Source organism: Dyella jiangningensis (assembly GCF_003264855.1).
Taxonomy (GTDB): Bacteria; Pseudomonadota; Gammaproteobacteria; order Xanthomonadales; family Rhodanobacteraceae; genus Dyella; species Dyella jiangningensis_C.
In genome coordinates, this window is the sequence record NZ_NFZS01000001.1 from 1,018,324 (window position 1) to 1,031,075 (window position 12,752).

The window sequence follows — 12,752 nt, forward strand, 5'->3', positions numbered from 1 at the left end:
CGTGACGACCAACATCAACCCCCGCCTGACCCAGGTATTCCGCTTCGTGCGCTGCAGCTACGCCGACGGCGTGGCCGAGCTGGTGTACGCCTTTGATCATGGCGAGGAGCTGACCGAGCGCGTGACGTTTCCGCATGCGCCGGCTCTCCCTGCCAGCCACCAGGCGGCCTTCGACGAGGCGCTGAAGCTGCTGCACCTGATCGCTGGCGTCAGCTACTACAAGGCGGGCGTGCCGCCGCGCATCGAGGTGGCTGGCGGTCCGCTGGACGACACCACGGCCAACTTGCTCGACGCGCTGTATCTGCATGGCCTGGCCGAGTTCGCCTATCGCAACGGGCTGGACCTGCGTGGCCGCATCGCCTTTCCGCGCCTTGGCGCGGAAACATCGACAAGCTCGCGCGGCGGTGCCGCGAAGCCCGAAGCGAAGGCGCTGAGCCTGCCGCATCGCACGCTGGTGCCCATCGGGGGCGGCAAGGATTCGCTGGTGGCAGTGGAAGCCATCAAGTCCATCGGCGGCGAAGCGACCGCCGTGTGGGTCGGCAACTCTCCGCTGATCGCGGCCTGCGCGGAGCGCACGGGCCTGCCCCTACTGAATATCCAGCGAGAACTGGCACCGGGTCTGTTCGAGCTGAACCGGCTGGGCGCGTGGAACGGCCATATCCCGGTGACGGCGGTGAACTCGGCGATCCTCGCCGTGGCCGCCATCCTGTACGGCTTCGACAGCATCGCTTTCGCCAACGAGCGTTCGGCGTCCGCCGCGACGCTGGAATACGAAGGCCAGCTGGTGAACCACCAGTGGAGCAAGGGCTACACCTTCGAAGCGCTGCTGGGCGACTGGCTGCATCGGCATGTGGCCGCCGATCTCGACTACTGCTCGCTGCTGCGTCCGTATTCGGAGCTGGCGGTGACGCGCACGTTCGCCAAGCTCACGCCGTATTTCGATGCGTTCTCCAGCTGCAACCGCAACTTCAAGATCCTCGGTCCCAAGCCGGCGGATCGCTGGTGCGGGCAGTGCCCGAAGTGCCACTTCGTGTTTCTCGCGCTGGCGCCGTTCCTCGCCAAGCCGCGACTGTTGTCGATCTTCGGGCGCAACCTGCTCGACGACGAAAACCTCGCTGCCGGTTTCGACGCGCTGCTTGAATACCAGGACCACAAGCCGTTCGAATGCGTGGGTGAGGGCGCGGAAGCGCGCGCGGCGATGTATGCGCTGAACCAGCGCTCGGAATGGCAGGAAGACGCGCTGGTGGCGCGCTTCCGCAGCGAGATACTGCCGCAGCTCGATGAAAAGGAACTTGCGATCGAACCGTGGTTGCAGCCTTCGCCGGAGCATCGCATCCCGAAACGCCTGCAGCCGGCGCTGGCGTTCTTCGAGTGAGTCAACCGCTGCGCATCGCCGATCTCGATGGCAAGCGCGTTGCCATCTGGGGTTTTGGCCGGGAAGGACGTGCCGCCATCACGGCGATCCGCTCACGCCTGCCGCAGCTGTCGTTGACGTTGTTCTGCGGCGAGGCCGAGACGGCCGCTGCGTCAGCGTTCGATCCACTGCTCGTGGTGCGCGCGCAGGAGCCCGATGCCATCGCACTGTCCTCGTTCGACGTGGTGGTGAAGTCGCCTGGCATCTCGGCTTACAAGCCGGCGCTGGTGGCCGCACAGGAAGCAGGCGTGCGCGTGACGTCCGGCACGGCGCTGTGGTTCGCCGAGCGACCCGATGCGCGCGTCGTCGCCATCACCGGCACCAAGGGCAAGAGCACGACGACGGCCTTGCTCGCGCACCTCGCGCGCAGCCTTGGCGTACGTACGGCGCTCGCCGGCAACATCGGCATGCCACTGCTGGAGCTGGTGGATGCCTCGGCCGAGCTGTGGGCGATCGAGTTCTCCAGCTTCCAGACGGGCGAAGCCGGCCCGGTCGAATTGGGCGTCATCACCAGCCTCTACGAAGAACATCTCGATTGGCACGGTTCGCGCGAGCGCTACATCGCCGACAAGCTGAAGCTCGCCGATGCGTCGAGGCAGTTGCTGGTGAATGCGGGGCAGCCGTATCTGCTGGAGCGTACCGCGCTGCATCCGCGTCGGCGCCTGTTCGGGCAGGTCGAGGGCTGGCATGTGGCGGGTGGCTTCGTCCGTCGCGGCGCACAACCGGTATTCGATATTTCGCGGCTGCGCGCGCCAGGCGAACACAATGCGCTAAACGCCTGCGCGGCATTGACGGCGCTCGACATCATGGGCTTCGACGCGCTCGCCGCCGCCGAAGCGCTGGCCAGCTTCCGGCCGTTGCCGCATCGCCTGCAGCCGCTGGGCGAGCGTGATGGCTTTGCCTGGATCAACGATTCGATCGCCACCACGCCGCAGGCCACCTTGGCCGCGCTGGGCAGCCTAGCCGGCAAGCAGGTCACGGTCATCGTGGGCGGTCATGACCGTGGGCTCGACTGGCACGACTTCGTGGCGGCCATGAAGGCGCATGCGCCGCATGCGATCGTGGCCCAGGGAGCCAATGGACCGCGCATCGCGAAGGCGCTGCGCGATGCGGGTGTTGCCGTGGAAGAGGCCGACACGCTCGCCGCCGCGGCGCAGCGCGCACGCGTCATTACTCCTGCAGGCGGCACGATCCTGTTGTCGCCGGGGGCGCCGAGCTTCGACCAGTTCCATGACTACGCCGAACGTGGCCGTCGCTTCGCCGAGCTGGCGGGCTTCGACGGGCACGACATCACCGGCATCGACGGCATGGGCGTGCACTGACGCACACTGGCGCCTTGCATCAACAGTCGTTCGAGCGCCCCGCGACATAGCGTAGCCCGCGCCGCAGCATCGACAGGAAGTTGGCATCCGTATAGACGGCTGGATCGTGTCCCAGTCCGGTATACCAGGCACGCCCGCCGTCGAAGGGGTGGCACCACGTGATCGGATGGTCCTTGCCCATGGTGCCGCCCTGGTAGAGGCTTTCGTCCAGCGTGGCGACGACGCGCACGTGGCCTCGCGGGTTGCTGCGGTAGTTGTAGAGCTCGTCGCGGATCGACCACGGCGCGCCCTTGGGCTCAGGTGTGATGCGCGTGGATTGAAGGCCGGCCGGATGGCTGTGGAAGTAGGCGCCGACCAGTTGCCCATACCACGGCCAGTCGTATTCCGTGTCGGCGGCCGCATGGATGCCGAGGAATCCGCCGCCGTGGCGCATGAAGCCTTCCATGGCGTTCTGCTGCACGGCGTCGAGCACGTCGCCGGTGGTGCTGGCGAACACCACGACCCGATAGCGGGCCAGGTTCGCCGGGGTGAAGTCGGCGGCGTCCTCGGTGTGGTCGGCGGCGAGGCCTTCATCGGCGGCCAGCTGTTGCAGCGTGGCTACGGCGGCGGGGATCGACGCATGCCTGAAACCGGCGGTCTTGCTGAAGATCAGCATGCGTGGCGGTGGCTCAGACGCCATGGCCGCGGCGGCGACGAGGGCGAGCAGGCACGAGAGGATGGGAAGGAGGCGGCGCATGGAGCGATTCTGCCATCACGCACGCATCGCCATGCAAGAAGGGCGTTGCCCGCGGCCGTTGCCAAGGCCTAGCATCGAACGGTGTCGACCTTACTGGAGCGCCCGCGTCATGCCCGTGGTTTCTGAGATCCGCCTGGACGACTTGCGTGGCCCCGAAATCGCGGCGCTGCTGCAGGAGCACCTGGACGACATGAAGCTGCACTCGCCGCCGGAAAGCATCCACGCGCTCGATCTGGAGAAGTTGCGACGTCCGGAGATCACCTTCTGGTCGCTGTGGCAGGACGGCGAACTGCTCGGTTGCGGTGCCCTCAAGCGGCTCGATGCCACACAAGGCGAGATCAAGTCGATGCGCACCTCGCATCGCCATCGTCGCAAGGGCGTGGCCGCGACGATGCTGCAGCACATCCTGGATGAAGCGAAGCAGCGCGGGTACCAGCGCCTGAGCCTGGAAACGGGTTCGCCCGCAGCCTTCGCGCCCGCGCGTGAGCTGTACGCGAGGTTCGGCTTCCGCTACTGCGGTCCGTTTGCCGACTATGTGGACGATCCCTACAGCGTGTTCATGACGCGCGAGCTCTGAAGGCGACACCCAACCGGCAGGCATACACTGGGCGTCTCGCCGCCGTTGCCGAGGTGATTGTCATGAGCGATCCATCGCGTTTGAAGTGGCTGCGCATCGCCCTCGTGGTGCTAGGGGTTCTATGTCTGGCTCTCTATCCGCTGATGCGGGTTTGGCCGTCCGGATGGGCGTGGCACGAGGGCTACTCGGACTATCCGATGATGATCGTGGGCATCTACGCCACGCTGGGTGTGTTTCTCATACGCGCTGCACGCGATCCGTTCGCCAACCTCAGCCTGATCTGGTTCACCGTGTGGTCCAGCGTGGTGCATGGCGGGATCATGGCGGTGCAGGCGTTGAGCCATGCGGAGCACATGGGGCATCTGTGGGGTGATGTGCCGGCATTGTTCATCGCGGCCATCGTGCTGGCGGTGTTGATGCCGAGGCCGGCGAAAGTGTAGGCATCGAAGTGTTGAATCGCGCACTGGGTGCGCTCCTACAAAAGAGCGGTGCCTCTGTAGGAGCGCACCCAGTGCGCGATCCACGAAACGAAAGAGCCACGCCCCATGCGAGACGTGGCTCTGGTCTACGCACTCACTCGAACGCTTACCAGATCTTCACGCGATCCGCCGGCGCCAGGTACAGCGTCTCGCCCGGCTTGGGCTGGAACGCGTCGTACCAGGCGTCGATGTTGCGCACGGTCTGCGCTCGGAAGCGGCCGGGCGCGTGCTCGTTGCCGACCACGCGGGCGCGCAGCGCGGCGTCGCGGATCTTCTCGCGCCAGCTCTGGCCAAAGGCCAGGAAGAAGCGCTGGTCGCCGGTGAGTCCGTCGATCACCGGTGCCGGCTTGCCACCTAGCGACTTGTGGTAGGCGAGGTAGGCGATGGTGAGGCCCGACACGTCGGCGATGTTCTCGCCCAGCGTCTGCAGGCCATTCACGTGCAGGCCGGGCAGGGCTTCATACGCATTGAACTGCGCCACCAGCTTCTGGCCGGCGGCCTTGAAGTGCGCCTGGTCTTCGGGCGTCCACCAGTTCGCCAGGTTGCCCTGCGCGTCGAATTCGGCGCCGAGGTTGTCGAAGCTGTGGCTGATCTCATGACCGATCACCGCGCCGATCGAACCATAGTTGGCAGCCGCGTCGGCCTTCGGATCGAAGAACGGTGCTTCGAGGATGGCAGCGGGGAAGTTCAGCGCGTTCTGCAGCGGCAGGTTCACCGCGTTCACCGTCTGCGGCGTCATCCACCATTCGCCGCGATCCACCGGCTGGCTGAGCTTGGCGAGCTGGTGCTCGTACTCGTGTTTCTTCGCCCGCTGCAGGTTGCCCAGCGCGTCGTCCGCCTTGATCTCGAGCGTGCCGTAGTCGCGCCAGGTTTCCGGATAGCCCACGCTCACGCGGATGCTGGCGATCTTGGCCTTGGCCTTCTGGCGGGTGGCGGGCGTCATCCAGTCGAGGTGATCCACTCGCTCGTCGAAGGCGGCGAGGATGTTCTTCACCATCTGCTCGACCTGCGCCTTGGACGAGGCGGGGAAGTACTTCTTCACGTAGATCTGGCCGACCGCATCGCCCAGCGACACGTTGGTGCTGGCGATGGCGCGCTTCCAGCGGTCGCGCTGCTTGGGCGTGCCGGACAGCGTCTGGCCGTAGAAGCCGAAGCTGAGGTCGGCGTACGCCTTGGGCAGCAGGCTGGCGCTTTCATTGAGCGCATGGAAAGCAAGGTAGTCCTTCCAGGTCTGCAGCCGCTCGCTGGCGGTCAGCGCGGACAGGCCCTTGATGCCCGGCACCTGCCACACGTCGACGATCTTCTGCTGGTCCAGACCTGCCGCTTTGAAGTAGGTGTTCCAGTCCAGGCCGGGTGCATTCTTGGCGAAGTCGCCGAGCGCCCACGGGTTGTTGGCCTTGTGGATATCCTGGCTGTCGACGATGTCGACCTGCGCCTTGGCGATCTTGGTTTCCAGGTCCAGGATGTTCTTGGCCTTGGCTTCCGCATCGGCGATGCCGGCCTGCTTGAGCAGGGCCGCGACATAGACCTGGTATTTCAAGCGCGTATCCACCATCGCCTTGTCCTGCGACAGGTAGTAATCGCGCGTGGGCATGCCGAGGCCGCCCTGCAGCAGGTAGGGGATGTTGCGCGACGCGTCTTCCAGGCCATGCGAGACGAACAGGCCGAACAGGTGCTCGGTCTCGAAGTTGGTGGCGTTCACCGGATCGACATCAGCGCGCAGGCCTTCGCCCAGCACGCGGGCGAGATCGGTCTTGCTGGCGATGCCGTCGATGGCCTTCAGCTCGGGCTTCAGCGGGTCCAGACCGCGTTTCTCGATGGTCGCCTCGTCCATGAACGCGGCGTAGTAGTCGGCGATCTTGCGCTCGTTGCTGCCGGCCGGCGCCTTGCTGGCGGCCGCTTCCTTGATGAGGTCGGCATTGCGCTGTTCGGCCTTCAGGAATACCTGCAGGAACACACCCGTGCTGGAACGGTCGGCCGGGATCTCGGCGGTTTTCTTCCAGGCGCCATTGGCATAGTTGTCGAAGTCGTCGCCCGGCTTGACGCTGTGGTCGATGCCGGCCAGATCGATGCCGCTGGCGCTGCGAGCCGGAGCCTGGGCCGCCACGGGTTCGGCCGGCGAAGCGGCCAGCGCGCAGGTGCTGGTCAGCGCAGCCGCCGTGAGAATCCAACGAAATTGCCGCATGAGCGGTCTCCTGGGGTCATGAAAAGACAGCAACGATAGTCCCTTGGCCTGTCGGGTGGGGCATGACTTTTGGGCTAGGGGCAACTCCATCTGTAGGAGCGCACCCAGTGCGCGATAAGCCAACGGAGCGGTGACGCTGGAACGCTGCGGTCGCGCACTGGGTGCGCTCCTACAGAAAACTCGCGAACCCTACCGCTCGTAACGGTAGTTCAGGCTCGCCCGGTTGAATTCGGTGGCGTTCTGCGCCTCGAAGTTCCAGTGCTGGCTGAAGTGGTAGCGCAGGGTGATGACCTGGCCGGGATCGAACAGGCCGACGCCGTAGCTCAGGTAAAGCCGTGGCGAGAGGTATTTGCCGACGGTGAAGGCGGAGCTGCCGTTCAGCGCATCGCTGCTGCTGACGCCTACGTCGTCGAATCCGAGGCGCGAGCCGATGCTCTTGGCCAGCAGGTTGCCCGTGGCCGAGCCCAACGCCTGGGCCGCGGCGCCCACCATGTTGCCTTCGCCGCCCTTTACCTGCGACAGCGGCTTGCCGGTAACGAGATAGGAAAGCGCGTCGGATTGCTCCATCACCGGCTGCGAGAACACCGTGAGCGTCGGTCGCTGTGCGGTGCCGGCGACATACAGGCCCACCTTCTGTCCATCGTCGATGGTGGCGTTGGGATTGAGCTTGCGGACGGCGCGGATGTTGAGGCCGGGATTGTCGATCGGTGTGGTGGCGAACAGCAGCTGGCCGCGCTCGATCTGCAGGTTCTGGCCGTAGGCCTTGTAGGTGCCATCGACTTCGATCTGGCCCTGGCCCGTGGTGGCGCGACCGGGGCGCTCGCTGACGACCAGTTGGCCATGCAGTCGACCGTCCAGCCCCATGCCGACCAGGTGCGCCTTGTCGCCGAGTTTCACCGTGACACTGGCGGTGATCGGCATGTGGCTGGCCTGTTCCTCCTGCTGCTTGTCGTCGATCACCACGACGTCCGGCGAGGCCTTGGTGGCACCCGCGCCTGGCAGCTTGTCGAGGTTTACGTCGGCGCTGTCCAGCGCGACGCTGCCGGTGATGTCCAGCCCCTTGGCGTCGTGCCGCACGGCGAGGTCGGGCGAGATCGCCACCTTTGCGGCGGGAATATCGACGGCCTTGAAGTTGCTGCCCTTCACCGAAAGCAGGCTTTGTGCATCGCTGCCCAATGCCGCACTGCCGGCAAGCACCAGGTTGCCGTCGCCCGAATGCACCGTGCCATCGAGGCGGAAATGCCGTGCGTCGGTGGTGCTCACCGCCACGCGACCCTGGCTCAGCTTGAGGCCCATCGCGGGGATCTCGGCGGCGAAATCGCTGATCGTCGCCTGACCGTTCACCGCCGGCTGTGACACCGTGCCGCCGAGACCGAAGTCGGCGTTGATGGCGCCCTTGGGATTCACCACTTCGGTGGTGAAGATCTCGAGCAGGGCAAGGTTGCTCACGTGCAGCGACACCTGCCCGGCCAGCGCCTGCTGTGCACCGCTGATGCTCACCTGGCCGTCCAGACGTCCGTTGTTGGTCAACCCCGCATGCAGGTCGATGCGCTGGCTCGATGGGCTGAGCTGCGCATTGGCGGCGAGGTTGTTGTAGGTGACCAGCGGTTCGTCGGGGCGGTCGGCATAGGCGATGGAACCGTGCGACGAGGTAATGGACGCGTTGCCGCTGAGCGCGCCGGCCGCGTTGCGGCGGATGTTGCCATCGCCCTCCAGCGAGCCTTCCACGCGCATCGGGACCTTGGCCGTGCTGGCCGCGCTCATCAGCAAGGCGATGGGCAGGCTGCGCAGGCGATAGCTGGCGTCGAGGTTGCCGGCCTTGTCCTGTTTGGCGGCGGCACACAACAGCGGATCACCCGCGGTCAGGCACAACTCGGACAGGCTCATCGCGCCGTCGTTGTACGACAGCGCGGTGGATTGCTGCAGCCGCCAGCGAGGCAGGCCGGCGAGATCGATGTTGAGCGTGGAGAGCGTGCCGCTCCACGCCGAACCCTTGAGGCTGCCGCTCAGCGCGAGATCGGTCGACAGCGGCGAGCCATGCGCATCGAGCGTGAGGCTGTGTCGCTCCGCCGTGCCATCGCCGCGCACGTTTACCTGGGTGAAGGCGAGGCCGCCCGCGTTGACGCCGCTCGTCTGCAGGTCGAGCTTGCCGCCGGGCCGGCTGATGTCGGGTACGTTGGCGAGCAGGCGCAGGCTGTCGATGTGCTGGCCGGCATAACTCAGCGCGCTGCCCTGCAGGTGGGTGTCCACGGCCAGCTTCGGGTACTTGCCCTGCACGCGGATCGTGCCCTGCAGACGGCCGGCGGAATCGGGCAGCCAGTCGCCCAACGTGGCCACGGCGAGCTTGATGGTGGCGTCGTTGCTGGCGCCAGGCTTCGCATCGATCTGCACGTCGCTGCCGCCGGAGACGAGATGCAGCTTGCCGTCGACCACGCCTTCCGGCGGCAGGTGAAGCTTGCCGTCACCATGCACGGTGCGTTCGCGCAGGCGCCCGTCGAACTTGCGGATATCGAGCGTGACGTCGGGATGGCCTTGCGGCAGCGTGCCCTGTGACGCGATGTCGAAATCGAGCGAGCCATTCCACTTGGCCAGCACGTGTCCTGGATCAAAGCGATTCGCCGTCGCTTCCACCTGCCACCCAAGCGCAGGTTGCAGCACCAGCGTGCCCTTGGCCTGCATCTGCCCTTGCGGTTGCTTGACGGTAAGCGCGTGCAGGTCGATCTGCTTCTGCGTGCCATCCAGATCGAGCGTGACATCGGCAAGCTTGCCCGGTGCACCGATGGCGAGGTCACCACTGGCGTGGAACTGGTCGGCGCTGCCCTTGGCCCTGAGGCTGCCGTGGCTCTGCAGTACCTGGCCAACCAGGTTCTCGGGCAATTCGACATCTTTCCAGTCGAGCGTGAGGTCGGCCGACAACGGCTGCGCGCCCAGAGCCACCACGCCATGCGCACCGACGTCGCCCTTGAACTGTGGCGAGGCGAGCGCGAGCTGCTCGATCGTCAGCGTCTTGAGGTCCTCACTGAAGCGCGCGGTGAGGGGCCGCAGCTGCAGCTGGTAGTCGTTGAGGTCCAGCTGGCCCTGCAGGTTGCCGCTGCGTCGATCACCCTTGCCGTCGAGCGCCACGGCCAGTCCGGTCAGCGAGCGTTCGCCCATCAGCGGCTTGGGGTCGAAACGCGGCGCATCGAGTCGCGCAGTCCATGCGTAATCGCCGCCCTGTGCCCACTGCAGTTGCAGGCGCGTCGCCATGGGTTGGGTGAGCTGCAGGTCGAGACGCGCCTGCTGGCCGTCGCCGTGCACGGCAACTTCGCCTGCGTATTGCGTGCCGCTGACCGTCCACGCGAAGGCCGCCTTGCTGTCACCGCGATATTTGCTGCCGATGCCCATGGTGCCGGTAAGATCGGCATGGCCGTCCGGCGCGCGCAAGGCGAGCTGGCGCAGCTCGATACCGCGACGGGTCCAGCTGCCGGCGAGGTCGAGCGTGTTCGAAGCGAACAGCGGCTTGCCCGCCTGCGTGATTTTCACCGTACCGACGTGCACGCGGTCGAGCAGGATATCGAGCGGCGGCTGCAGCGAAAAGCTGCTTTGGTTGTCCGGTGTCTCTTCGCTCTTGGGCAGGGCGACATCCACGCCGTCCACGTTGAGGTCGAATACATGTGCGCGCTTGTGCAACAGCGTCGTGACGCTGAAATCGAGATGCGCCTTCGCCACCTTCACGTCCAGTCCCTTGCCGTCGGCGTAGCGCACGTCGGCAAGATCCAGCGGGCCGAGCAGGCGCCCTTGCGCGGATTGCACGGTGAGCGCGCCCTGCGTGAATCCTTCGGCGCGCGCCAGCGCAAAACGCAGGCCAGAGGCCGTGCCGACAAGCCAGCCCACGGCGAGCAGCAGCAACAGCAGTAGTGCCGCGAGCAACAGCACCGTCCAGCGCAGCCAATGGCGGCGGGGCTTGGGCGCAGTGGCAGGCGTGGCGGCATTCATCGCGGCGTTCTCATAGATCCGGGCCGATCACGACATGCAGCTCCACGCCATGCTCATCGGGATTGCTCACCGGTGTGCCCAGGTCTACGCGGATCATACCCACCGGTGACAACCAGCGTACGCCCAGGCCGGCGCCTATCTTCGGCCGGTAGTCGGTGTTGTCGAAGGCGTTGCCCGCGTCGACGAAGGCCGCCATGCCCCAATTCTTGGTGAAGTAGTGTTCGACCTCGGTGCTGCCCACCAGCAGGTTCTTGCCGCCGATCACTCGACCGTAGGAATTCTTGGGGCCGATGCTCTGGTAGCTGTAACCACGCACGGAGCGGTCGCCACCGGCGAAGAAGCGCAGCTGCGGCGGCAGGTCGCTGAAATCGTTGGTCCAGGTCATGCCGGCGGAACCGCGCAGGATCAGTCGATTGCGGCCCCAGAACGAGGTGATCCACTTCGCGTCGGCGGTGACCTGGCTGAAGGCCGCATCCGACAGCAGGCCGCCTACGGTGCTGCGTGCCGCCAACGTCAACGACCAGCCGCTGCGCACGAAGATCGGGTTGTCTCCGGATTTGCGCGACAGCGACACCTCGGGATAGAACAGGTCGCTGCGGCCGTGTTCGATACCCGGCGCGTTGTCGGGCTCGCCATTCTTCTGGCCCACGGTGAAGGTGCCGTCCAGCGCATGAATGCCGATGGTGCGTACCCAGCCATGCCACTGGCGCGTTTCGTTGGCGACGAGCTCCAGTGTCTTGGAATGCGACGTGTCGGTATCGGAATCGCGATAGGTGGCGCCGTAGTTGAAGCTGCGCTGGTTGGGTCCGGGCATCGGCACGGAATACAGCGTGGAAAGCGTCTTGAGCTTCTGCGCGATGACGAGCTCGTTCTTCCACTTGTGGCCGCTGCGATTCACCCAGCGGCGTTCGCTGCCCACGCGTATGCCCACGCCGGTATCCGTGCCGATGAACGGGCCGCCGGTGTAGATCGTGCGCTTGGCGGGCACCAGTTCCACCTTCACCGCGACCACGCCGTTGTTCTTGTCGTCGACATCGGGCAGCACGTTGACGACGGAGAAGTAGTCCGCGCCATTCAAGGCCTGCTGCAGCTGCAGCAGCTTGTCCTGGGCGAAGTAATCGCCTGACTTGAAGGGCACGTAGCGCTGCAGGAACCCCGGCTTGAACTGGGAGCCTTCGAAATGCACCTCGCCGAAGCGATAGCGCGGGCCTGCTTCCCAGGCGAGCTGGATCACGGCCGTGCGTTCGGCGCGATTCACTTCGACGCGATGCGTGACCAGGCGCGCATCGAGGAAGCCGTTGGCGGTCAGCGCGCCGCTCAGTGCATCGCGCGTGGAGTCGTACTCACCGTGGTTGAGCGTCTGTCCCTTCAGGTTCTCGACGTTTCGCTTGGCGCGGCGAATGGCGGGGATGGACGCGGCCGTCTCGTCGAGCTTGAGGTTCACCGCCGTGACGGTGACCGGTGGTCCCGGCTTCACGTGCAGCGTCACGCGCCAGTCGGTGCCGACGGGCTCGAGCTGGCCCTGCACCGTCGCCTCGTAGTAGCCGTAAGGCTCGAGTGCGCTTTTCGCCTGATCGAGCGCCTGGTTGTACAGGCGCTTCACCTGCGCCTCGGTCACATCGCGATTGGCGTACTGCGAAATATCCACGCCCGAGGTGACGGCGAGCTTCAGCGGATCGTCCACGCCATCCACCGAGAGCTGGACACCCGCGTGCGCCAGCCACGGGGCCAGCAGGAGCGGCAGCAGCGTCAGGCGGCTGATTCGGCGCATGCAGTCTAGAGCCTGTTTATGCTCTCCCCGCAGCCCGCGCCGGGATCTATTTGCTCGCAGGCACAGGAGGAACGAGGAGGTGTATGGCGATACACAACCGAGCGATAACGCCGGCATGCGGGCAAATAGGCCCGGCCCGGAGGGTTGCCGTTGAGTGGCCGCCATGCGACAGCGCGCGGCTTGGCCTGACAGCCAGTCAGGCCCGCGCCACGCACTATCACCTGACGACCACTCAACGGCAACGCGGACTGCGGCGAGAACATAAACAGGCTCTTTTCCATCCTGGAAGTGGG

8 protein-coding genes are annotated in these 12,752 nt (G+C 65.8%); 4 read left to right on the forward strand and 4 right to left on the reverse strand.

Annotated features, from left to right (window positions below; translation table 11 throughout):
- Nucleotide 1: 1 nt before the first annotated feature.
- The gene (murL, locus tag CA260_RS04390; RefSeq protein ID WP_111981196.1) at nt 2–1,375 is read left to right on the forward strand and encodes a UDP-N-acetyl-alpha-D-muramoyl-L-alanyl-L-glutamate epimerase; all 1,374 of its coding nucleotides are present in this window, start codon (nt 2–4) and stop codon (nt 1,373–1,375) included.
- Between the two features lie 8 nt (nt 1,376–1,383).
- Complete coding sequence (murD, locus tag CA260_RS04395) at nt 1,384–2,736, forward strand: UDP-N-acetylmuramoyl-L-alanine--D-glutamate ligase (protein ID WP_111983002.1); 1,353 nt, start codon at nt 1,384–1,386, stop codon at nt 2,734–2,736.
- 19 nt (nt 2,737–2,755) lie between these two features.
- On the opposite strand, the gene CA260_RS04400 is transcribed toward murD, so the two are convergent.
- Nucleotides 2,756–3,472 (reverse strand): ThuA domain-containing protein, encoded by a 717-nt coding sequence (locus CA260_RS04400; protein WP_111981197.1) that lies wholly within the window; start codon nt 3,470–3,472, stop codon nt 2,756–2,758.
- Nucleotides 3,473–3,581: 109 nt separating this feature from the next.
- Between CA260_RS04400 and CA260_RS04405 the strand changes: the two genes are divergently transcribed.
- Together CA260_RS04405 and CA260_RS04410 are read left to right on the forward strand one after the other, a co-directional pair.
- Nucleotides 3,582–4,049 (forward strand): GNAT family N-acetyltransferase, encoded by a 468-nt coding sequence (locus CA260_RS04405; RefSeq protein ID WP_111981198.1) that lies wholly within the window; start codon nt 3,582–3,584, stop codon nt 4,047–4,049.
- 62 nt (nt 4,050–4,111) lie between these two features.
- The gene (locus CA260_RS04410) at nt 4,112–4,489 is read left to right on the forward strand and encodes a DUF6632 domain-containing protein (protein WP_111981199.1); all 378 of its coding nucleotides are present in this window, start codon (nt 4,112–4,114) and stop codon (nt 4,487–4,489) included.
- A gap of 145 nt (nt 4,490–4,634) precedes the next feature.
- Here CA260_RS04410 and CA260_RS04415 read toward each other — a convergent pair whose 3' ends face one another.
- From CA260_RS04415 to CA260_RS04425, 3 genes are all read right to left on the reverse strand, one after another.
- Entirely contained in the window at nt 4,635–6,713 is a 2,079-nt protein-coding gene (locus tag CA260_RS04415; protein ID WP_111981200.1) for a M13 family metallopeptidase, read from the reverse strand.
- Between the two features lie 189 nt (nt 6,714–6,902).
- Nucleotides 6,903–10,688 (reverse strand): translocation/assembly module TamB domain-containing protein, encoded by a 3,786-nt coding sequence (locus CA260_RS04420; protein WP_111981201.1) that lies wholly within the window; start codon nt 10,686–10,688, stop codon nt 6,903–6,905.
- Between the two features lie 10 nt (nt 10,689–10,698).
- Nucleotides 10,699–12,459, reverse strand: coding sequence for an autotransporter assembly complex protein TamA (locus CA260_RS04425; RefSeq protein WP_111981202.1), 1,761 nt, complete (start codon nt 12,457–12,459; stop codon nt 10,699–10,701).
- Nucleotides 12,460–12,752: the final 293 nt, after the last annotated feature.